The sequence below is a fragment of the Afipia sp. P52-10 genome, from assembly GCF_000516555.1.
Taxonomy (GTDB): domain Bacteria; phylum Pseudomonadota; class Alphaproteobacteria; order Rhizobiales; family Xanthobacteraceae; genus P52-10.
The window spans coordinates 557,945-579,740 of the sequence record NZ_AZSJ01000003.1; the positions used below are offsets into that span (position 1 = coordinate 557,945).

Genomic DNA, 21,796 nt, shown 5'->3' on the forward strand with positions numbered 1-21,796 from the left:
ATGAGAACCGGAAGCTTCAAACGATCTTACGCCGAACTGACCGCGCTCACAGACAGCGCGCTGGTATGGACCGCGATCGGCATGCTCGGCGTCATCCTGCTGCTGATGCCGCTTACTGCCGGCAACTACGCTCTCACGATCGCGACCGCGGCGATGGTCGCCATTGTCGGCGCGGTCGGCCTCAACCTTCTCACCGGAATGACTGGGCTGATCTCGGTTGGACAATCGGGATTTCTCGCGATCGGCGCTTATGCCAACGGCATCCTGCTCGCCGACTATCACTGGCCGGTCTGGTTCTCGTTACCGGCGGCTGGATTGATCGCAGCCCTGCTCAGCCTGCTTGTCGGAATTCCATCCTTGCGGCTGAAGGGGCTGTATCTCGCCATCACCACACTCGCTTTTGCCTTCATCGTTAACCACGTCATTCTCTATGCAGAGAAGCTGACCCACGGACCGAATGGCATTTTCCTACCCAAAGTATTCGTATTCGGCTTCGATCTCGCCAAGGACAGCCACCTGTTCTACTTCGTTCTGGCGATCACCGTCCTGACCGTGCTGGCAGCGCTCAATCTCGCGCGCACCCGCATCGGCCGCGCCTGGATTGCCATCCGCGATCACGACATCGCCGCCCGCGCTATGGGCATCGACCTCGTGCGCTACAAGTTGCTTGCCTTCATGATCTCGTCGTTCTTCGTCGGCATCGCTGGCGCGCTGCTCTCGCTCCAGATCCGCTTCGTGAATGTTGACGTTTTTAGCTTGATCCTGTCGATCGAGGCGCTGGCGATGATCATCCTCGGCGGACTCGGCTCGATCGCCGGTGCGATCCTCGGTGCGATCTTCCTGACGCTCCTGCCGGAGGCGATCCGCATCGCCTTCGCCACCTTCGGTGATCCGAACTCAACGACCTACACCACCTATGTCTACGAGATCCGCGGTATCGCCTATGGCGTGGTGATCGTCGCCTTCCTGCGCTTCAAGCCGGATGGACTGATCGGCCTGTGGCGGGACACCCGCAAATATTGGAGCAACTGGCCGCTCGCGCACTGACGACAATCAACAAGGACAGGGAGAGAGACAATGAATCGGATACTGGCATCCAGCGTAGGCTTACTGATGCTGTCGGGCGCGGCTTTGGCAGCCGATCCCGGCGTCACCGATACTGAGATCAAGATCGGCGACGTCAACATTCTGACCGGCCCGGCGTCCTTCATTGGCCGCGCCGTCTCGCTCGGCTCCAAGATCGCTGCCGCGGAAATCAACGCTGCGGGCGGCATCCACGGCCGCAAGATCGTGATGGCAACGGAGGACGACGGCTATGTGCCTTCGCGGTCGTTCCAGGCGCTGAAGAAGCTGGTCGAGGTCGACAAGATTTTCGCGCTCAATGGCACCTCCGGCTCCGCCAACATTCTCGCGATGATGCCGCTGATCACCGACAACAACCTGCCGACGGTCGTCACCACCACGCCGAACGAGCTGGTCTACACCCCCGTTCGCCCGACCGTTTTTACCGTCGGCGCGACCTATCAGGATGCGTTCTTCGCACAGGTCAAGCATATCCATGAGAAGATCCAGCCCGCCAATGCCGTCTACGGCCTGATCCGGCAAGACGACGACTTCGGTGCGGCGGTCGAAGAAGGCTACGATCGCGCCATCAAGCAATTCAAGCTGAAGGATGCGATCCGTCTAAAATACAAGCGCGGCCAGACCAACTTCGCCGCCGAGGTCGCGCAGCTTCGCGATGCCGGCGTCAACGTGCTCGTCAATGGCGCGATCATTGCAGGCGCTGCGAATATCCTGAGCGAGGCTCGGAAGCTGAATATGCCCCTCCAGGTCGCGGCGGTTTGGAGTGAGGATATGCCGCCGTCGGTCAATCTCTCGGCGCCCGCCGGATACCCCTATCTCGTCAGCGACTACGTCGCATTGAACGAACCGGCCAATGACAAATTCATCGAGCAGGCCAAGAAATACGTCTCCGAAGACGAACTGAAGGGTTACAACCGCTACACCGTGCTCGGCTATGCCGGCCTCAAGGTGATCGCCAAGGCGATGGAAGGTTGTGGCAAGGCACTGACCCGCGCCTGTACGGTGGAGCAACTGCGGAAAATAAAGAACTTCGATACCGCCGGCCTGATGGCGCCGATCAGCTTCGACAATCCGAAGCAGCTCTCGGGCACAGCGGTCAAAGTCTATCAGCTCGATCTCGAGAAGAAGACCTTCAAGTCGCTGACCGACTTCGTTCAGTACTGACACCAACTCCGGGCGCTTGTGTACGGGCGCCCGCTTTCGTGAATTGACGGCTATCGATCGATGACAGACAAACCGCCCTTCCGCCGCGTTCTCATCGCCAACCGAGGCGAGATCGCCGTACGTATCCTGCGCACGTTACGCGAACTCGGCATCGAGGGCATCGTGGTCTATCACGCGGTGGATGCCGCAAGCCCTGCGGTCCGCATGGCCGATCAAGCTATTGAGATCAAGGGACGCAGCCCGGTCGCGGCCTATCTCGATGCCGAGCAGATCATAGCGGCTGCAAAGACGACTGGCGCCGAAGCGATCCATCCGGGTTATGGCTTCCTATCGGAAAATGCCGATTTCGCGCGTGCGGTCGCCAAGGCAGACATCGCCTTTGTCGGCCCCACGGTGGACGCCATCGAACTGATGGGCGACAAGATCCGCGCCCGCGCCTTTGTCGCCAAGCATGGCTTTCCCGTCGCGCCATCGGCAATCGAGGACGACGACCCGAGCAATTTTGCCGAACGTGCGCGCAAGGTGGGATTTCCGCTGCTGATCAAACCCTCCGCAGGCGGCGGCGGCAAGGGTATGCGCATCGTTCGCGATCCTGCCGCCCTGAACGAGGAGATTGCGCGCGCCCGCAGCGAAGGCGAACGCTACTTCGGTGACGGCCGGCTCTATGTGGAGAAATACATCGAGCAGCCGCGCCATATCGAGGTGCAGGTGCTCGGCGACGCACATGGCCATGTCGTCCATTTGTTCGAGCGCGAATGCTCGGTGCAACGGCGATTTCAGAAGATCGTCGAAGAGACTCCATCACCGGCCTTAAGTGATGCACAACGGAAAACCATCTGCGAAACCGCCGCAGGCATCGCCCAGGCGGCCAACTATCGCAACGCAGGCACCATTGAGTTCATCTATGGCAAGGGTGAGTTCTATTTCCTGGAGATGAATACCCGCCTTCAGGTCGAGCACCCCGTGACGGAAATGGTGACCGGCATTGATCTCGTGCGCGAACAGCTTCGTATCGCAGCGGGGCAAAAGCTAAGTTTTACACAGGACGACATCTTCGTATCGGGCCACGCCATCGAGTTTCGCCTGTATGCGGAAAGTCCGTCGCGGGGGTTTGCACCGACCACCGGCAGGGCCCTTGCTCTGCGGTGGCCCGCCGGCGACGGGATCCGCATCGACAGCGGGATCGTACAGGGCCAGCAGATCACGTCGGCCTTCGATCCGATGCTGGCGAAACTGATCGTACACGGCACCGATCGTCATCAAGCCATCGCGCGGGCCGACACGGCGCTGGCCCGCTTCGCCTTGCTCGGCTGCGAGACCAACGCATCCTTCCTGCGCCGTCTCGTCAATCACCCGGCATTTGGAGCGGGCGAAGTGCATACCGGCTTTCTCGACGCCAATCCGAGCCTTGCTACGGAGCCAGCGCCATCGTCAGCAATCGTCACGCGGCTGCTCGCCGCCGCGGCCCTGAACACCCGCCCCGTACGCGATGCCGCGGACGCCATTCCAGCCCTGCACGCCGCCATCGGCGGATGGCGGAACTGATCATGCAACACACTTTCAAATTCAACGACGATGTTTACACCCTCTGGCTCGGCGGGAATGCCGGCCGATACACTCTGGATATCGGCGGTTCGCAGCATGTCGTCGCCGCGACGCCGGACGGCGACGGCGGCCAACGCCTCATACTCGATGGAGCCGCCGCCGATGCGCTGATCGCAGTCGATGGCAATACGCTGCACGTCCATCTCGACGGCCAGCATTACGAGCTTCGCTATCTCGAACCGATTGATCTTTACGCGGGCGATCACGGCACCTCTGCCGAGGACACCGCCGTCGCGCCGATGCCGGGCGTCGTCATTGCCGTGCATGTTGCGCCCGGCGCACAGGTCACCCGCGGCGACACGCTGATGGTGATCGAGAGCATGAAACTCGAAACCGCGATTAAGGCCTGGCGCGACGGCACCGTCGAGACGGTTCACGTCTCCGAAGGCCGCACCTTCGAGCGCTCGGCAGCGCTCGTCACGTTCGCGCCCGAGACAAAGAGCTGACGCGATGCGCAGAATCGAAACCAAACTCGATATCCATTCCGATGAATTCCGCGCCAACGTAGCGCACAACGAGACCGTCGTCGCCGAGCTGCGCACCCGCCAGCACCGCGCCCGCCTGGAGCGACCGCAGCGAGACCTCGAACGGCTGTCGCGGCAGAACAAGATGTTCGTGCGCGACCGCATCGAGATGCTGCTCGATCCAGGCACGCCCTTCCTCGAACTGTCCACCCTCGCCGCCAACATGGACTACGATGGAGACGTGCCGGGAGCCGGCAATGTCAGCGGCATCGGCATCGTCGCCGGCCGCGAAGTCATCATTCGCGCCGACGACGCGAGTGTCAAAGGCGGCGCCTGGTATCCGCTGACGATCAAGAAGATGGTCCGCACGCTGGACATCGCCATCGAGAACCGGCTGCCCGTCATCCATATCTGCGACAGCGCCGGCGGCTTCCTACCTGCCCAGGCCGAGCTGTTCGCCGACCGCTATTACGCTGGCCGCATCTTCCGGAACCAGGCGATCCTCTCGAAAATGGGCATCCCGCAGGTGGCGCTGGTGATGGGCCACTGCACGGCCGGGGGCGCCTACATCCCGGCGCTGAGCGAATACAATGTGATCGTGCGCGGCACCGGCGCGATCTTTCTTGGCGGCCCGCCATTGGTGAAGGCGGCCACGGGTGAGATCGTGACGGTCGAAGATCTCGGCGGCGCCGACGTTCACACGCGCATCTCCGGCACGGCCGACTACCCTGCCGCCAACGAGCAACAGGCAATCGCCATCGCCCGCGAGATCGTCGCCCAGTTCCGCAGGCGCGAGAAGTTCGCGATCGAGCGGATCGACCCTGAACCTCCGCACTACGATCCGCAGGAGCTGTACGGAATCATCCCGCGCGACATCAAGGTGCAGTTCGACATGCGCGAGGTGATCGCCCGCATCGTCGATGGCAGCCGCTTCCATGAATACCAACCCGCATATGGCACCACGCTGGTCTGCGGCTACGCCCACGTCTGGGGCTACAAGGTCGGCATCCTCGCCAACAACGGCGTGCTCTTCAACGACTCGTCGCTGAAGGGGGCTCATTTCATGCAACTCTGCAACCAGAACCGCACACCGATGCTGTTCCTGCAGAACATCACCGGCTACATGGTGGGCCGGGAGTACGAGCATCGCGGCATCACCAAGGACGGCGCCAAGATGATCATGGCGGTCGCGGGCTCCGACGTCCCGAAGATCACGGTTATGGTCAATGGCTCGTTCGGCGCCGGCAACTACGGCATGTCCGGCCGTGCCTTCGACTCCCGCTTCCTGTTCACCTGGCCGCAACACCAGATTTCGGTCATGGGCGCCGAACAGGCTGCCAATGTGCTCGCCGATATCAAGATCAAGCAGCTCCAGCGCGCGGGCGAAAAGCTCGGATCGGCGGAGATCGCCGCGATCCGTGAGCCGATCCTCGACGAATATAAGCGGCAATCCAGCGCCTACTACTCGACATCGCAGCTGTGGGACGACGGCATTCTCGATCCGGTCGATACCCGCAACGCTCTTGGCATTGCGCTGTCGGTCACGCTAAATGCGCCGATCGAAGCACCGCGCTTCGGTGTATTCCGGATGTAGCCGGATCGCGGCGCGCACGGCCGGAGAGATATCGTGACGCAAGCGGCAGCCCCGATCGAGTTCTACTTCGACTTCGCCTCGCCATTTGCCTGGCTGATCGCCGATGGCCTCAACGATCTCGCCACACGACATGGCCGCGAAGTGACATGGCGGCCGATTCTGCTATTCGCTGTTTTCAAGACCCAGGGCCTGCCACCGCCGATGGAGGCTCCCGCCAAGCGCACATATCTGCTTCACGACATGCTGCGTTCCGCACAGGTTTACGGCGTAACGTACAAACATCCGACTGCATTTCCCGCCGTCTCGCCGCTGCCAGCACGGATGTTCTACGCAATCGAACGCGCCGATCCGGCGATGGCGAGGCGCTTTGGATACGCGACGCTGCAAGCGCATTATGTGCATGATCGTGACATCACCCATCCCGAGGTCATGGCTGACGTCGCAGACAAGCTTGGCCTCAAGGGCGGCGACATCCTTGCGGCTGCGTCCGGCGACGGCGCCAAGGCGGCCTTGCGCGCCGCTGTGGAGGCCGCCACGGTGAAGGGCATGATCGGTTCTCCATTCGTCGTGATCGACAACGAGCCGTTCTTCGGCGCAGACCGGCTTCCGCATATGGACTGGTGGCTCCGTCAACGGGTGTCGGCTGAAAGCTGACGACCGTTTCGGCCGTCTGCTGACTGACCTTCTCCGAGACGGAAGACGGTCAATTTCGGCTTTTTGCCGGCGACAGTCTGATGTTATCTATCAGACAAGAAACCATGGCGCTCCGTACCCGATTTTCGTCGGGGTAGACGCATGCAAGGCCGGAGGAATCGATGCTGAAACACCTGCGTTGGACGTCCGCAATCCTAGCTCTGCTGTTCGCATCATCGATGGCGATGGCCCAGAGCCCCTCCGGCAAGATCAGCGTCGTGACATCCTACTCAAAGGATTTGACCGATCCGATCAAGAAAGCGTTCGAAGCCGCCGTCCCCGGCGTCACGCTCGACGTTCAGAACCGCAACACCAACTCGGGCGTGAAGTATCTCGAAGAGACAAAAGCCAACAATCAGGTAGACTTGTTCTGGGCCTCGGCGCCCGACGCCTTCGAAGTGCTGAAGGGAAAATCGCTGCTGCAGGCTTACAAGCCGAAGGCAACGGGCATTCCGGAAACCATCGGTCAATTCCCGATCAACGATCCGCAAGGCTACTATTTCGGCTTCGCCGCCTCGGGAGCGCTACGTCAAGGCGAACAAGCTCCAGGAGCCGAAGGAGTGGCAGGATCTGGCGGGCGCTGCCTACTTCGACCATGTCTCCATCGCAGCTCCCTCCCGATCCGGCACGACTCACCTGACCATCGAAACGATCCTTCAGGGTGAAGGCTGGGATAAGGGTTGGGCTACGATCAAGGCCGTGGCCGGAAATTTCCGCGATGTCACCGAACGGTCGTTCGGCGTGCCGGAGGCGGTCAACTCGGGCCAGGTCGGCTACGGCATCGTCATCGACTTCTTCGCGTTCGCCTCCCAGGCCTCTGGATTCCCCGTGAAGTTCGTCTACCCATCGGTCACGACCATCGTTCCCGCCAATGTCGGCATCGTTGCCAACGCACCGAACAAGGCCGGCGCGGAGGCTTTCGTCGAATTCCTGCTGTCACCCGCCGGGCAGCAGATGCTGTTCGATCCCAGCATTCGCCGCCTGCCCGTGAACCCTGCGATCTATGACAAGGCTCCGGCCGGTTATCCGAATCCGTTCAAGGATCCGCGTCTGAACAGCATGGTGAAGTTCGACGTCAAGAAGTCGGAAGTTCGCACCAACATCGTCGACGCTCTGTTCGACCAGATCATCACATTCCAACTTGCCGATTTGAAGCAGGCGACGAAGACTATCCAGACGGCGGAGGCGGCGCTCGCAAAGAAGCCCCATCCAGAGGCGCAAAGACTGCTGACCGAAGCGCGCACACTGGTTTCCGCCATGCCGATCACGGAGGCCGATGCTTCCGCCAGCGAAACCGCCGGCGCATTCACCGGCACGAAGGAGAAGGGCGCACGTCAGGCCGAACTCGAGCAGAAATGGGCCTCCTTCGCCAAGACCAACTATGCACAAGCCAAGACCAAGGCAGAGGATGCGCTGAAACTCATCCGATAGCGATGCCGGATCGTTTGACTCGCACGCGGCCCTATCCGTAGGATCGCAGCGGTATGACATCGCTCTCGATCGCACCTGCGGCTGGCGCACGGATCAAATGGGGTGAAATCGCTCTAGCCCTTGGCATCCTGACGTTCCTCGTGCTGTTCCTGGTATGGCCGGTCGCGACCGTGATCTGGGTCGCCTTTACCGAGAAGGGCACGGGCGCCTTCACCCTGGTCAATTTCCTGGATTTCGCGCGCACCGATCTGTTCGTGCGCGCATTCTGGAATTCGCTTTACGTTTCCGCGGCCGCCGTCATCTGCGCCTCGCTTCTCGCGCTGCCACTCGCTTACATCACGACGCGGTTCGCATTCAAAGGCGCGGCTACTATTCAGGTGCTCGGATTTCTGCCGCTGATCATGCCGCCGTTCGTCGGCGCAGTGGCCATGCAGCTTCTGTTTGGTCGCAACGGCACGTTCAATCTCCTGCTGGATGATTGGATCGGGATCAAGATTCCTTTCATGGAAGGGCTGAACGGCGTCATCTTCGTGCAGTCGCTGCACTATTTTCCGTTCATTTTGATCAATCTGTCGGCGGCCCTTCGCAATATCGATCGCTCGATGGAGGAGGCGGCGCAGAACCTCGGCGCGAATGGATTCCGCCTGTTCCGCCGCATTGTCTTTCCCCTCGCCATGCCTGGCTATATCGCCGGAGCTTCGCTGGTCTTCGTCAAGGTCTTTGACGACCTGGCGACGCCGCTGCTTTTGAACGTCAAGGACATGTTGGCCCCACAGGCCTATCTGCGCGTCACCTCGATCGGGATTGCCGATCCGATGGGCTATGTCATCTCCGTGGTCCTGATCGTAACCTCGGTCGCGGCGATGTGGGTGTCGTCGCTGGCGACCCGCAACGTCGATTATGCCACCGTGCAGCGAGGCGGTGGCGGCCTCGCCCGACGCACCCTGCGCCCGTGGGAAGCCGCCGTCGCCTATGCGGTGGTCGCGCTGGTTCTGCTTCTGGTGCTGGCTCCGCACATCGGCCTGCTGCTTCTGTCGTTCGCAACCATCTGGTCGTTCTCTCCCCTGCCGGACGCCTACACGTTGGCGCATTACGGTCGGGTGTTCAGCGAGAGCTCGCTCTATATCAAGAATACGTTGATCTATGCCTCGCTTGCAGGATTGATCGACATCATCATCGGCACGGCGATCGCCTATCTGGTCCTGCGGACGAAACTGATCGGCCGGACATGGCTCGACTGGATCGCCTCCGCGTCGCTCGCAATTCCCGGGATCGTGCTCGGCATCGGCTATCTCCGCACCTATTACGGCGTGCAGCTCTGGGACGGCACGCCGGTCGCCTCCCTCTGGATCGTGATCGTTCTGGCACTCGCGGTTCGCCGCCTGCCATACGCGCTCCGTGCCTGCTTCGCGGCCCTCCAGCAGATTTCCGTCTCGCTGGAAGAAGCCGCCGAGAACCTCGGCGCGACGAAGGTCCGCACCGTCCGTCGCATTGTCGTACCGCTGATGACCGGAGGATTGGTCGCAGGTTTCGTCACCAGCTTCGCCACCGCCGCCGTCGAACTTTCAGCGACGCTGATGCTGGTCCAGGCCAATGCCGACGCGCCGCTGGCGTATGGACTGTATGTCTTCATGCAGTCTCCGGCCGGACGCGGTCCTGGCGCAGCTCTCGGCGTCATCGCCGTGATCCTGGTTGCCGCATGCACCGTGCTCTCGCAATACCTGGTCGAACGCGACCGCACCATCAAGGCTGGCATCTCATGACGGCGATATCGCACTCGGCACGGCGCGACACGGTTGGCACCGCGCCGAACATCGACCTTAAGGCGATCGATCTGCGCATCGAGGGAGTCAGCCTCGCCTACGGCGACAACCGCGTTCTCAACAGCATCGATCTCAGCGTCGCCCCTGGGGAATTCTTCGCCCTGCTCGGCCCGTCCGGCTGCGGCAAGACCACCCTGCTGCGCCTGATCGCAGGCTTTGCCGAAGCCGACAGCGGCCGCGTGATCGTCGGCGGCAAGGACATCTCCCATCTGCCGCCCTGGAAGCGCGACGTCGGCATGGTGTTCCAATCGTACGCGCTCTGGCCGCACCTATCGGTCGCGCGTAACGTCGCATTCGGCCTCGAGGAGCGGCGCGTGCCGCGCGCGGAAGTGACCCGGCGAGTCACTGCTGCGCTCGATCTCGTGGGCCTCACCAGGCTTGCCGATCGTCGGCCCTCCCAGCTCTCAGGCGGCCAGCAGCAACGCGTCGCATTGGCCCGTACCATCGCTGTCGAGCCGAAAATCCTGCTGTTGGACGAACCTCTGTCGAATCTCGATGCCAAGCTACGCATACAAGTCCGCCGCGAACTACGCGACCTGCAGCAGCGCCTCGGCCTGACGACCATCCTCGTCACGCACGATCAGGAAGAAGCGAACACCATCTGCGACCGGGTCGCGGTCATGAATGCGGGTGAAATCCAGCAGGTCGGCCCGCCGACCGAGCTTTACGAAGCTCCAGCCAACCTGTTCGTCGCCAACTTTCTCGGCACCGCCAACATCCTCGCCGGCAGGCCGCAGGGCGCCGGCTCGCAGCGTGCATTCGACGCCGGCCACGGTCTCAGAATCCCGATTGCACCGGATGCCGCGATCCCGGAAGGCGCGCGCATGGTCTTCCGGCCGCAGGACGTCACGCTTCTTGCCGACGCTCCGGTCCCGAACGCCGGAATCTCCGGTGTTATCAGCTATCGTGAGTTTCTCGGCGCGAGCGTGCGCTATGGCGTTCGCTTGGGGAGCGCGGAAATCCTAGCCGACATGCCGTTTCGCGCCGGCGATGCACTCTATGCGCTCGGCCAACCGGTCACGGTATCGATCGCGACCGGTTCGATCCACTGGCTCGCAGCATGACGTGCGAGCGCTTGCTTATGCTCCGCGCAGGAAATTGACGACGCCGGAGAAATCCTTTGCGCCCGCTCCCTGCCCGACAAACAGATTGTAGAGCATCGCAGCTTCCGCACCGAGCGGTGTCGATGCACCGGATTCGCGGGCCGCATCCTGCGCCAGCTTGAGATCCTTCAGCATCATCGCTGCGGTGAAGCCCGCCTGATAATCCCGGTTTGCAGGCGAAGTCGGCACCGGCCCCGGTACCGGGCAATAGGTCGTCAGCGACCAGCACTGTCCCGACGATTTCGACGCGATGTCGAACAGTTTCTGGTGATCGAGCCCGAGCTTCTCCGCCAGCACGAACGCTTCGGAAACCGCGATCATGGAAATGCCCAGCACCATGTTGTTGCAGATCTTGGCGGCTTGTCCGTTGCCGGAACCGCCCGCATGCACGATGGTCTTACCCATAACCTCAAGGTAGGGCTTCGCCCGCGCGAATGCCTGGTCGCTGCCGCCGACCATGAAGGTGAGCGTCGCGCCCTGCGCGCCGCCGACTCCCCCCGACACCGGCGCATCCAGCATTTCCAGGCCGCGTTCGGCGGCAGCAGCCGCGACCGCGCGTGCGCTCGCGACATCGATGGTCGAGCAATCGATCAGCAACGTTCCGGTCGCGGCCTGCGCAATGAGCCCCTTGGGGCCAAGGTAGATTTCCCGTGCCTCCTTGCCGGACGGCAGCATGGTGATGAGAACGTCCGCCCCCTTTAGCGCTGCGCCGGCATCGGCGGCAGCCTTGCCGCCGGCAGCCACGAGCCTGTCAACCGAGGCCGGGAAGATGTCGAACCCCTGCAGCTCGTGACCCGCCTTGATGAGGTTCTGCGCCATCGGCAAACCCATGTTGCCGAGTCCGATGAATCCGATCCGCGCCATTATCCAATCCTCCCCGCAATGGTGTGTGACTGTCCGTCAGGACGCCAGGATATTGCGGCTGATGATCAACCGCATGATTTCGTTGCTGCCCTCAAGGATTTGGTGCACGCGCACGTCGCGCAGCACGCGTTCGATCGGGTGATCCTGCAGATAGCCATAGCCGCCGTGCAGTTGCAGGCACCCGTTGACGATCTCGAAACCGGCGTCGGTCGCAAAACGCTTCGCCATCGCTGCGAGCTGGGTGGCGCCGGCCTCCTTATCGCCGACGGCGCAGGCCGCCCGCCGCAACATCAGCCGTGCAACCTCCAGCTCAGTGGCATAATCGGCGACCCGGAACTGCAACGCCTGAAGATCCGCCAACCGCGTACCGAATTGCTTGCGCTCACGCATGTAGTCGAGGGTCCGGTCGAGGCAGAATTGCGCTCCGCCGAGCGAACAGGCGGCGATGTTCAGCCGTCCGCCGTCGAGCCCCGCCATCGCGATCTTGAAGCCCTCGCCCTCTTCACCGACACGGTTGCTGACCGGCACGCGGCAATTTTCGAAGATCAGCGCCGCCGTCGGTTGCGATTTCCAGCCGAGCTTCTTCTCCTGTGCGCCGAAGCTCAGGCCGGGCGTGCCGTTCTCGATCACGAGACAGGAAATGCCCTTCGGTCCGGGGCCGCCGGTACGCGCCATCACCACATAGATGTCGGACCGCCCGCCGCCGGAAATGAAGGCCTTCGCGCCATTGACCACGTAATGGTCGCCATCCCGTTCAGCCTTCGTCACAAGGCTCGCCGCATCCGAACCAGCTCCCGGCTCGGTGAGGCAGTAGCTGGCGAAGTGCTCCATGCTGCAGAGCTTCGGCAGCAGGCGACGCCGCAGAGCATCGCTGCCGTAAGTATCGATCATCCACGCCGCCATGTTGTGGATGGAGATGTAGGCCGCTGTCGATGTGCAGCCCTGCGCCAACTCTTCGAAAATCAGCGCAGCATCCAGCCGTGTCAGCGCCGAGCCGCCGACATCCTCGCGCACATAGATGCCGCCGAATCCCAGTGCTGCCGCCTTTCGCAACGTCTCCACCGGAAAGGTGGACGCCTCATCCCAGGCCTTCGCATGCGGCATCATCTCCTCGCGCGCGAAGGCGCGTGCACTCTCCTGGAACGCACGCTGCTCTTCGGTCAGATGGAAATCCATCGGCGTAACCGATCACCGCATCGTCGGGATAACGAACTCTGCGCCGTCCTTGATGCCGGAGGGCCAGCGCGAGGTGACGGTCTTGGTCTTGGTGTAGAAGCGGATCGAATCCGGACCATGCTGGTTGAGATCGCCGAAGCCGGAGGCCTTCCAACCGCCGAAGGTATGATAGGCGAGCGGCACCGGGATCGCGAAGTTCACGCCCACCATGCCGACCTGCACCCGGTTGGTGAAGTCGCGCGCGGTATCGCCGTCGCGGGTGAAGATCGACACGCCGTTGCCATATGCATGCTCCGACGGCAGCCGCAGCGCGTCCTCGTAAGTCTGCGCTCGCACGACCGACAACACCGGGCCGAAGATCTCCTCCTGATAGATGCGCATCGTCGGCGTGACATTGTCGAACAGACAGCCGCCCATGAAGAAGCCATTCTCATAGCCCTGCATCTTGAAGCCGCGACCATCGACCAACAGCTTGGCGCCTTCCTTGACGCCGATATCGACATACTCTCTGACCCGCTCCACCGCCGCTCGGGTCACCATCGGGCCATAGTCGGCCTGGGTATCGGTCGAGGGACCGATCTTCAGCGCCTCCACCCGCGGCACGAGCTTCTCGATCAGCCGATCCGCAGTGGTCTTGCCCACCGGCACTGCCACCGAGATCGCCATGCATCGCTCGCCCGCCGAGCCGTAGCCCGCGCCGACCAGCGCATCGACCGCCTGGTCGAGGTCCGCATCCGGCATCACGATCATGTGGTTCTTGGCACCGCCGAAGCACTGCACCCGTTTGCCGTGCGCGGTGCCGGTCGCATAGATGTAGGCGGCGATCGGCGTCGAGCCGACGAAGCCGATCGCCTTGACGCGGGCGTCGGTCAGAAGCGTGTCCACCGCTTCCTTGTCGCCGTTGACCACGTTGAGGATGCCCGGCGGCAGGCCCGCCTCCAGCATCAGTTCGGCGAGCCGCATCGGCACCGACGGATCCCGCTCCGAGGGCTTGAGGATGAAGGCATTGCCGCAAGCGATCGCAGGCGCGAACTTCCACATCGGGATCATCGCTGGGAAATTGAACGGCGTGATGCCGGCAACCACGCCGAGCGGCTGGCGCATCGAGTAGAGATCGATCGCGGGACCCGCGCCTTCCGTGTATTCGCCCTTCAGCAGATGCGGGATGCCGCAGGCGAACTCCACCACCTCGACGCCGCGCTGGATGTCGCCCTTGGCGTCGGGGAGGGTCTTGCCATGCTCCGACGACAGCATCGCCGCCAGCGAATCGGTCTCCTTGGCAATCAGCTCCAGGAACTTGAACAGCACGCGGGCGCGGCGCTGCGGATTGGTCGCAGCCCAGGCCGGCTGCGCGGCTTCGGCATTGGCAATCGCCTGTTCGACTTCGCTGCGCGAGGCCAAGGCCACCTTTGCCCGCACCTCGCCCGTATCCGGGTTGAACACCTCCGCGAACCGGCCGGAACTCCCGCCAACCGCCTTCCCGCCAATCAGATGACCAATCTCGCGCATGGTGTTCCTCCGCTTATACCGCTCAGTCTCGTTGGATGTTTGCTTGGATATTGCGCGTTTGTTTTTGCACGGCAACTGCTATAATTGCACAGTCCTTGTGCGACAATTCACATGCCAAAACACGCCTTCGAATGGTCCGATCTACGTTATTTCCTGGCCATTGCGCGCAGCGGAAAACTAACCTCCGCCGCCCAACGGCTCAAGGTCGAACATTCGACAGTCAGCCGTCGTCTGGCCGCGCTCGAAACGGCGCTGGGGGCACGGTTGTTCGACAGGGAGCCTGGTGGCTACAAGCTCACGCCCGCCGGTGAAAAGCTTTTCCCCTCAGCGGAGGAAATGGAGGCAATCGCCCTCACATCGCAGAGCCATCTCGCCGATACCGACCTCAGCCTCTCAGGCACCGTACGGATCGGCGCGCCAGATGGCTTTGGTTCATTCTTCCTCGCGCCCCGCATCGGCCGGCTGACCGAAACGCACCCCAACCTCGAGGTGCAGCTCGTGGCCCTGCCCAGGGTGTTCAGCCTGTCCAAGCGTGAGGCGGACATCGCGATCGGCCTCAGCAGACCGAAGGAGAAGCGGCTGCATGGCTACAAGCTGACCGACTATCGCCTGAAGATGTACGCAGCTTCCGCTTACCTGCGGCGACACCCGCGCATCGACACTCTTGCCGCTCTCAGTCAACACCGGTTCATCGGATACGTCGACGACTTGCTCTACACACCCGAGCTCGACTACCTGCGGCTAGCCGCCAAGGACGCAAGGGCTTTGCTGAAGAGCTCGACCCTGGTCGCACAGCTTGAAATGACGCTGGCGGGAGCCGGCATCTGTATTCTACCGACCTTCATGGCCCGCGCTCACCCTGAGCTCGAATGCATTCTTCCCGAAACCATCGAACTCATTCGCAGCTTCTGGCTGGTCGTCCATACCGACATCCGCAACCTTGCCCGCGTGCGCACCGTCAGCGAGTTCATCATTGGACAGGTCGAGAGCGAGCGAACCCTCTTTGAATGAGGGCCAATTTGAGTGAGCCCAAGAAGACGCGCTCGCCACAGATGGAATAAATCCAGCGCGGCGAGCGCGACTTTCCAAAGCTGGCTATCAGGATTGGATGTCCCGCCCCCACATATCCGCATTCGGTCGGGCCTGTTTCATCAACGCGGCGATCTTCGGCCCCAGTTCGTTCGGATCCTCCACCGGCTCGATCCCCGGCCCGGCGTGCCAGCCTTCCGCCACCTTCAGGATGCCGTCACCCGCCTCGAACACCCGGCCCGTGACATCGACCGATTCCTCGCTGGCGAGCCACACCACGATGGGCGCGACCCAACGCGGATCGCGGCGTTGGATTTCCTCCTCGGTCCGCTGCCGCAGACCTTCGGTCATGCGGGTCTGGGCCCGCGGCGCGATGGCATTCACTGTGATGCCGTATTGCTTCAGCTCCATCGCACTGATGATCGTGAATGCCGCGATACCGGCCTTGGCCGCACCATAGTTCGTCTGCCCGACATTGCCGAAAATGCCCGACGCCGACGACGTGTTGATCAGGCGCGCGTTGACCGGCGCACCGCGCGCCTTCGCCTGCTGCCGCCAATACTGCGCCGCGTGATGCGACGGCGCGAACGTGCCTTTTAAATGCACCTTGATGACGGCATCCCACTCCGCCTCGGTCATATTGACCATCATGCGATCGCGCAAGATGCCGGCGTTGTTGATCAGGATATCGAGACTGCCGAAGGTGCTGATCGCCTCGTCGATCATCGCTTTGGCGCCGGCCCAGTCGCTGACGTCATTGCCGTTGACGATCGCCTCGCCGCCGGCCGCCTTGATCGCATTGACCACCTCTTGCGCTGGCGAAAGATCGTGCCCTTCGCCCGACTGGCTGCTGCCCAGGTCGTTGACGACGACCCTGGCGCCTTGCTCTGCCAGCATCAGCGCGTACTCGCGCCCAAGTCCGCGGCCGCCGCCGGTGACGATCGCCACCCGCCCCTTGCACAATTGTCCCATCCTTGGTCCTTTCTTGATGTGATGACGATTGCAATCGTTCAGCCCGGTGGCTCGCCGACGATGACGTCGCCGAACAGATGCCAGTTCGACCCCTCGAAGCGCATCAATTGCCACTGCTCGATCGGCGCAAAATCGCTCGGCGATGTATTCACCGTGACGCCCGGAAGCAGCATGTCCAGCTGGACATCTTTCAGGCTGCTCGCCTGCCGCATCACGTTCTCACGCGTGAGATCGTCACCGCATTGTTTCAGCACCTGTACCAGGAGCTGAGCCGCGTTGTATCCATTGACGATCAACGTATCGCTGCGATTGGCATCCGGAAAATACGTATCGAGAAAAGCATTGAGGTTCTTCAGACCCGGGTCGCCCCTCCACCTCGGATCATTTGGATCCTTGAAATATGCCGCCGAGATGATCCCTTGCGCGTTCTCGAACCCTGCCGGTTTAATGACGCTGCCGATCGATGCCGAAACGTAACTGAGAATATGCAATGGTTTCCAGCCCAGCTCAGCCGTCTTCTTGATGGTCTGTGCCGCGAATTTCGGTGTCGCGATGTCCATCAGAACATCGGCACCGGTCGATCTCAGTTTGACGATATGGGAGTCGATGGTCGGCTCCGAAACGTCGAACGCCTCTTCGGCGACGATCATCGACGGCGCCTTGTCGCCAAGGCCAAGCCGAATGCCCTTCAGATAATCCTTACCGTAATCATCGTTCTGATAAAGGATGGCGATCCGTGCGCCCGGCCTCTCCTTCAAGAGATACTTGGCATAGATATGACCCTCGTTCTCGTAGCTGGGAGCGAGGCCCATGGTCCACGGAAAGCCCTTCGGATCGTTCCACTTTGCCGCCCCGCTCGATACGAACAGTTGCGGCACTTTTCTCGCGTTCAGATATTTCTGAACAGCGGAATTGGTCGCCGTTCCGAGTGAATTGAACACCAGGAGAACCTCATCGCCTTCCACGAGCTTACGGGTCTGCTCGACGGTTTTCGGCGGAGAGTAGGCATCGTCATAGGAAACGAAAACGATCTTGCGGCCATTGATGCCGCCCTCGGCATTGATCTTTCGGAAGTACGCCGCCGATGTTCTCGGAACCATGCCAAAGGCAGATGCCGGACCGCTGTAGGGCGACGTATTGCCGATCTTGATCTCCGTGTCAGTCACGCCAGGACCATAAGCCTTCTCAGCAGCAGACGCCGCAGATCCCAAGCTCAGGAGCGCTGCGACAACCACGATTCCTTTCGACTTGATCACTGCTTCCTCCATTTGAACGACGTTGACGATCTTCGTTGGTGAAAGCTCCGCCGAGATTTGAGAGGCCGATCTCAGATCGGATCCCAGGAGAACACGTCGCCCGATCGATGCAGCGGATAGAACGATGCGTCCATCGCCGGAAACACGCGCTCCACGATCGTATCCGGCGACCAGCCTTCCGCGGTGTGTACGGAGCGAATCGGACGAGACTGCCCGAACAGAAAGATTTCATTGGCGCGCGTGCCGAATATCTGACCATTGACATTGGCTGCCGCATCGGACAGCAGCGCCACTGCAAACGGAGATATCTTCTCCGGCTCCAGCTTCTTCAATCCCTCGACACGCTTCTGCTCCTCGGGCGTGTTCGCAGGAATGGTGCCGACCAGTCGTGTCCAGGCAAACGGCGCAATGCAATTAGAACGGACACCAAAACGCTGCATATCCATCGCGATCGACTTCGACAAACCGACGATGCCGATCTTGGCGGCTGCGTAATTGGCCTGGCCGAAGTTGCCGATCAATCCCGATGTAGATGTCATGTGCACGAACGCGCCCTGGTTCTGCTTGCGAAACGGATCGGCAGCGGCACGCGAAACATAGAAGTAGCCTTTCAGATGCACCTGCACGACGTCGTCGAACTCTTCACGCGACATCTTGTGGAATATCTTGTCGCGCAGGATGCCTGCATTGTTGACGACACCGTCGAGGCGGCCGAAGGCATCGAGCGCATGCTGGACGATGCGATGCGCCTCGTCCCAATCGGCAATGGAGTGCCCGTCGGCACGCGCGTCGCCGCCCAACGCCTTGATTTCATTCACGACAGCCTGCGCGGGCCCGATCTCGCCGCCGCGACCCGCCTCGTCCCCGCCCAGGTCGTTGACCAGAACCTTAGCACCTTCGCGCGCCGCATCGAGTGCAATGCAACGGCCGACCCCGCGCCCGCCGCCGGTCACGATCACCACCTTCCCATCCAGCAGGCCCATATCCAGATTCCTCGCTATCAACGCGTCGTCATTTAGTACGCATGTGTACTATATGATATGCGGCAAAGATCGCAAGCCCGACCACGAAAGACGAGCGAATCTCCCTACGTACCCGCCCGGGGACGAATCCCGAGCTCTGAAAGAAATGCCAGGCGCCAACGAACGGCGGCGTGCATTTCATATAGTACATACGTGTACTATATGTGCTAGAATGAGCGCGTTCAGAAAAGCGCCGATCGACGGCGCCGTTTGGGAGGCAATCGTGAATCTCGAGGCCGTTCGTCATTTTCGCTTCACCCCGACCGAGCATCGCTACACGCGCCGCGACACCATGCTCTATGCACTCGGCCTCGGCTATGGCGCCAATCCGACCGACCCGCGCCAACTCAAATTCGTCTACGAAGATGGCTTGCAGGCTGTCCCCTCGATCTGCTGCGTGCTCGCACACCCGGGCTCGTGGATCAGCGATCCAGCCCTCGGCGCCAACTACCTGAAGCTGCTGCACGGCGAGCAGCGTTTCGAAATTCATCACCCGATTCCCGCAGAGGGGACGGTTGTCGGCACCTACGCGATCGTCGCCGTCGAGGATAAAGGCGCTGACAAGGGGGCCATTCTCCATCAATCGAAAACATTACACGACAAGGCTTCAGGGACGCTCCTCGCTACGGTCAGCAGCGTTCTCTTCCTGCGTGGTGATGGCGGTTGCGGCAGCTTTGGCGAGGTTCCTGCCGCTGCAGCAGCCCTGCCGGACGGCAAACCTGGGCAAAGCTGCGACATTCAAACCCTACCTCAGAGCGCACTGATTTATCGCTTGAGCGGGGACTACAATCCAATCCATGCGGATCCCGTCGCGGCAAGGAAGGCCGGCTTCGACCAACCGATCCTGCATGGCCTCTGCACCTTGGGTCTCGCCACACGCGCCATCCTGTCGACATTCACCGACGACGATCCCGCACAGCTGAAGTCGTTGTTTGTCCGTTTCAGCAAGCCGGTTTTTCCGGGCGAAACCATCCGCACCGAATTCTTCCCTAACGGCAACGAAGTCCGCTTCCGGTCGCGGGTTGTCGAGCGGGATACGGTCGTGCTCGATCGTTGCACCGCCGTCCTCGGCTAAACGCGCGCCAGCAAGACGCGGGGTTCATGACAGCGGGACACTTCGGACAGCCTGCGAACGCCAGACGAGACTGCCGATCGTGGCCCAGCCCCTGGACTTGAACCCGCCTCGCGGAGTATCCCCGGCAAACGAAGCTGCGCGATGGAATCGTTGCCGGTCACCGAATTTGGCCGGCTGGCGTTGCAGGCGCGTTGCATCTCGCTGGAGCATCCGCGCACATGCCGTCCGTTGTGAAGTCTGCCACAAAATCTGTTCCGAAGACCCCGCCTGCAAATCGTCCCGCAAAAGCGGGCGACTTTCGCATCGGCTTCCTCGTCCATGACGTTTCACGCTTGCGTAAGACCCTGTTCGACCAGGAGATGAAGCACCTTGAGATCACCCGCTCGCAGTGGTGGGTGCTGGCGCAATTGTCCCGCGAAGGACGTGCCGAGGGGATGTTGCAGACGGAACTCGCCCGGGTGGTTGACGTCGGCAAGGTTGCGATCGGCGGGCTGATCAACCGTCTGGAGGCAGGCGGATTCGTCGTGCGCGCCGTCGATAAATCGGATCGGCGGGCGCAACGCGTCCGCATAACCAAGCTCGGTCACGCCGTGCTCGAGCAGATGAGCAGCGTCGGACGCAGGCTCAATATCAACACGTTCGCGGATATTTCCGAGAAGGATATCGCGACAACCGAGCGAGTGCTCGCGGCGATGAAGAATAATATCAAGCAGATGATCGAAGCCCCTGCGGGCGGCAACGCGCGCCGCCGCAGGTAACGTTGCGGCGGGTATCAGCGGTTGGTTTTCACGCGGCTGAAGAGGTCGCGGCTGATGATCTGCTTCATGACCTCAACCGCTCCGCCGGCGATCCTGGTAATGCGCGCGTCGATATAGGCACGCGCGATCGGATACTCGGTCATATAGCCGTAGCCGCCGAAGAATTGCAGACATTGGTCGACGACCTTGCACTGCAGTTCGGTGGACAGCATTTTCACCTTCGCCGCGTCGACGGGCGTGAGCTCGTCGCGCATGAAGCGCTCCATACACCAATCGACGAACACGCGCACAGCCGTTGTTTCCGCATCCAGCGCCGCCAGCACGAACTGCGTGTTCTGGAAGTCGGCAATGGTGCCATCGAACGCCTTGCGCTCCGCTGTATAATCGACCGTCCATTCGATGGCTCGTTCAGCCACCACGATGCTCCGCACCGCCTGAACCAGCCGCTCGCGCGCCAGTTTGGTCATCAGCATGGAGAAGCCCTTGTTCTCCTCACCAAGGCGATTGCCGACCGGAACGCGGATGCCTGAGTAGAACAGCTCGGATGTGTCCTGCGCCTTCATCCCGATCTTGTCGAGATTCCGACCGCGTTGAAAGCCAGGACGATCGGCCTCCACCAGGATCAGACTGACGCCCTTCGCACCAGCATCGGGATCGGTCTTGCAAGCGGTGACGGTGAATGTGCAACTCTGGCCGTTGGAGATGTAAACCTTTTGGCCATCGATGACGTATGCGTCGCCGTCGCGTTTTGCGCGGGTGCGGATGTTCTTCAGATCACTGCCGGCGCTCGGTTCGGTCATGGCGATCGCTCCGATCGCCTCCCCCTTCACCATCCGCGGCAGCCACTTGCGTTTGAGTTCCTCATTGCCCCAGGACAGGATGTAGGGCGCCACCATCTCCGAATGAATCATAAATCCGGGACCGCTCATGCCGGCGCGCGCGAGTTCCTCGATCACCACCGCGTTGTAGAGCCAGTCCGCGCCGGAGCCGCCATACTCCTCAGGCAGATCACAGCAGAGCAGCCCGAGTTCGCCCGCCTTCGCCCAGATCGGCTTCGGGACGACGCCGTCGATTTCCCACTGCGCATGATGCGGGACGAGCTCGCTCTCGACGAAACCACGGACAGTCGCGCGGAAGTCTTCGTGTTCCGGCGAGAAGAGAGTGCGTTTAACCAT

General features: G+C 61.6%; 18 protein-coding genes and 1 pseudogene. 12 read left to right on the plus strand and 7 right to left on the minus strand.

The features are described 5' to 3' along the window. From X566_RS03920 to X566_RS03960, 9 genes and pseudogenes are all read left to right on the plus strand, one after another. Positions 1–1,047: a branched-chain amino acid ABC transporter permease gene (locus X566_RS03920; protein ID WP_034463665.1), complete on the plus strand. Its 1,047-nt coding sequence runs from the start codon at positions 1–3 to the stop codon at positions 1,045–1,047. Between the two features lie 30 nt (positions 1,048–1,077). Continuing rightward, the gene (locus X566_RS03925; RefSeq protein ID WP_081740042.1) at positions 1,078–2,247 is read left to right on the plus strand and encodes an ABC transporter substrate-binding protein; all 1,170 of its coding nucleotides are present in this window, start codon (positions 1,078–1,080) and stop codon (positions 2,245–2,247) included. A gap of 60 nt (positions 2,248–2,307) precedes the next feature. Then, positions 2,308–3,792, plus strand: a complete 1,485-nt coding sequence (locus X566_RS03930; protein ID WP_034463667.1) for an acetyl/propionyl/methylcrotonyl-CoA carboxylase subunit alpha — start codon at positions 2,308–2,310, stop codon at positions 3,790–3,792. Between the two features lie 2 nt (positions 3,793–3,794). Next, positions 3,795–4,298 carry a biotin/lipoyl-containing protein gene (locus X566_RS23835; RefSeq protein WP_193786188.1) on the plus strand — a complete coding sequence of 168 codons (504 nt, stop codon included), beginning with the start codon at positions 3,795–3,797 and terminating at the stop codon, positions 4,296–4,298. Positions 4,299–4,302: 4 nt separating this feature from the next. Continuing rightward, positions 4,303–5,910: an acyl-CoA carboxylase subunit beta gene (locus X566_RS03940; RefSeq protein WP_034463669.1), complete on the plus strand. Its 1,608-nt coding sequence runs from the start codon at positions 4,303–4,305 to the stop codon at positions 5,908–5,910. 33 nt (positions 5,911–5,943) lie between these two features. After that, positions 5,944–6,564, plus strand: coding sequence for a 2-hydroxychromene-2-carboxylate isomerase (locus X566_RS03945; protein ID WP_034463670.1), 621 nt, complete (start codon positions 5,944–5,946; stop codon positions 6,562–6,564). A 161-nt stretch (positions 6,565–6,725) separates the two neighbouring features. Next, a pseudogene (locus tag X566_RS03950) lies at positions 6,726–8,034 on the plus strand (ABC transporter substrate-binding protein). Between the two features lie 53 nt (positions 8,035–8,087). After that, positions 8,088–9,797, plus strand: coding sequence for an iron ABC transporter permease (locus X566_RS03955; RefSeq protein ID WP_034463672.1), 1,710 nt, complete (start codon positions 8,088–8,090; stop codon positions 9,795–9,797). Beyond that, positions 9,794–10,921 (plus strand): ABC transporter ATP-binding protein, encoded by a 1,128-nt coding sequence (locus tag X566_RS03960; protein WP_081740044.1) that lies wholly within the window; start codon positions 9,794–9,796, stop codon positions 10,919–10,921. Before X566_RS03955 ends, X566_RS03960 begins: the two co-directional genes overlap by 4 nt. 15 nt (positions 10,922–10,936) lie before the next feature. Here the strand turns inward: X566_RS03960 and mmsB are convergent, their stop codons facing one another. Genes mmsB through X566_RS03975 form a run of 3 tightly spaced genes read right to left on the minus strand, consistent with a single transcriptional unit; the run spans position 10,937 to position 14,509 of the window. After that, the gene (gene mmsB, locus X566_RS03965; protein WP_034463674.1) at positions 10,937–11,824 is read right to left on the minus strand and encodes a 3-hydroxyisobutyrate dehydrogenase; all 888 of its coding nucleotides are present in this window, start codon (positions 11,822–11,824) and stop codon (positions 10,937–10,939) included. Between the two features lie 36 nt (positions 11,825–11,860). Beyond that, the gene (locus tag X566_RS03970; protein WP_034463677.1) at positions 11,861–13,000 is read right to left on the minus strand and encodes an acyl-CoA dehydrogenase family protein; all 1,140 of its coding nucleotides are present in this window, start codon (positions 12,998–13,000) and stop codon (positions 11,861–11,863) included. Between the two features lie 12 nt (positions 13,001–13,012). Next, positions 13,013–14,509: a CoA-acylating methylmalonate-semialdehyde dehydrogenase gene (locus tag X566_RS03975; protein ID WP_034463680.1), complete on the minus strand. Its 1,497-nt coding sequence runs from the start codon at positions 14,507–14,509 to the stop codon at positions 13,013–13,015. A gap of 111 nt (positions 14,510–14,620) precedes the next feature. Here X566_RS03975 and X566_RS03980 point away from each other — a divergent pair, with 111 nt between their 5' ends. Continuing rightward, complete coding sequence (locus tag X566_RS03980; protein WP_034463683.1) at positions 14,621–15,520, plus strand: LysR family transcriptional regulator; 900 nt, start codon at positions 14,621–14,623, stop codon at positions 15,518–15,520. 87 nt (positions 15,521–15,607) lie between these two features. On the opposite strand, the gene X566_RS03985 is transcribed toward X566_RS03980, so the two are convergent. From X566_RS03985 to X566_RS03995, 3 genes are read right to left on the minus strand one after another with little or no spacing between them, the layout of a single operon-like run. Further along, entirely contained in the window at positions 15,608–16,510 is a 903-nt protein-coding gene (locus X566_RS03985; protein WP_034463684.1) for an SDR family oxidoreductase, read from the minus strand. Positions 16,511–16,548: 38 nt separating this feature from the next. Next, positions 16,549–17,778 (minus strand): ABC transporter substrate-binding protein, encoded by a 1,230-nt coding sequence (locus X566_RS03990; protein WP_051443856.1) that lies wholly within the window; start codon positions 17,776–17,778, stop codon positions 16,549–16,551. Between the two features lie 59 nt (positions 17,779–17,837). Next, positions 17,838–18,749, minus strand: coding sequence for an SDR family NAD(P)-dependent oxidoreductase (locus tag X566_RS03995; RefSeq protein WP_034463685.1), 912 nt, complete (start codon positions 18,747–18,749; stop codon positions 17,838–17,840). Positions 18,750–18,960: 211 nt separating this feature from the next. Here X566_RS03995 and X566_RS04000 point away from each other — a divergent pair, with 211 nt between their 5' ends. Further along, positions 18,961–19,863 (plus strand): MaoC/PaaZ C-terminal domain-containing protein, encoded by a 903-nt coding sequence (locus X566_RS04000; RefSeq protein ID WP_081740045.1) that lies wholly within the window; start codon positions 18,961–18,963, stop codon positions 19,861–19,863. A gap of 332 nt (positions 19,864–20,195) precedes the next feature. Next, positions 20,196–20,621, plus strand: coding sequence for a MarR family winged helix-turn-helix transcriptional regulator (locus X566_RS04005; protein WP_206538682.1), 426 nt, complete (start codon positions 20,196–20,198; stop codon positions 20,619–20,621). Positions 20,622–20,635: 14 nt separating this feature from the next. Here the strand turns inward: X566_RS04005 and X566_RS04010 are convergent, their stop codons facing one another. Continuing rightward, positions 20,636–21,796, minus strand: a complete 1,161-nt coding sequence (locus tag X566_RS04010; protein ID WP_034463690.1) for an acyl-CoA dehydrogenase family protein — start codon at positions 21,794–21,796, stop codon at positions 20,636–20,638.

Coding starts and splice junctions, on each gene's coding strand:
- X566_RS03995 (WP_034463685.1), bottom strand. CDS start 18,749: ATGGGCCTGCTGGATGGGAAGGTGGTGATCGTGACCGGCGGCGGGCGC.
- X566_RS03920 (WP_034463665.1), top strand. CDS start 1: ATGAGAACCGGAAGCTTCAAACGATCTTACGCCGAACTGACCGCGCTC.
- X566_RS03970 (WP_034463677.1), bottom strand. CDS start 13,000: ATGGATTTCCATCTGACCGAAGAGCAGCGTGCGTTCCAGGAGAGTGCA.
- mmsB (WP_034463674.1), bottom strand. CDS start 11,824: ATGGCGCGGATCGGATTCATCGGACTCGGCAACATGGGTTTGCCGATG.
- X566_RS03975 (WP_034463680.1), bottom strand. CDS start 14,509: ATGCGCGAGATTGGTCATCTGATTGGCGGGAAGGCGGTTGGCGGGAGT.
- X566_RS03980 (WP_034463683.1), top strand. CDS start 14,621: ATGCCAAAACACGCCTTCGAATGGTCCGATCTACGTTATTTCCTGGCC.
- X566_RS04010 (WP_034463690.1), bottom strand. CDS start 21,796: ATGGTTAAACGCACTCTCTTCTCGCCGGAACACGAAGACTTCCGCGCG.
- X566_RS03955 (WP_034463672.1), top strand. CDS start 8,088: ATGACATCGCTCTCGATCGCACCTGCGGCTGGCGCACGGATCAAATGG.
- X566_RS23835 (WP_193786188.1), top strand. CDS start 3,795: ATGCAACACACTTTCAAATTCAACGACGATGTTTACACCCTCTGGCTC.
- X566_RS04000 (WP_081740045.1), top strand. CDS start 18,961: ATGAGCGCGTTCAGAAAAGCGCCGATCGACGGCGCCGTTTGGGAGGCA.
- X566_RS03940 (WP_034463669.1), top strand. CDS start 4,303: ATGCGCAGAATCGAAACCAAACTCGATATCCATTCCGATGAATTCCGC.
- X566_RS03960 (WP_081740044.1), top strand. CDS start 9,794: ATGACGGCGATATCGCACTCGGCACGGCGCGACACGGTTGGCACCGCG.
- X566_RS03930 (WP_034463667.1), top strand. CDS start 2,308: ATGACAGACAAACCGCCCTTCCGCCGCGTTCTCATCGCCAACCGAGGC.
- X566_RS03990 (WP_051443856.1), bottom strand. CDS start 17,778: ATGGAGGAAGCAGTGATCAAGTCGAAAGGAATCGTGGTTGTCGCAGCG.
- X566_RS03925 (WP_081740042.1), top strand. CDS start 1,078: ATGAATCGGATACTGGCATCCAGCGTAGGCTTACTGATGCTGTCGGGC.
- X566_RS03985 (WP_034463684.1), bottom strand. CDS start 16,510: ATGGGACAATTGTGCAAGGGGCGGGTGGCGATCGTCACCGGCGGCGGC.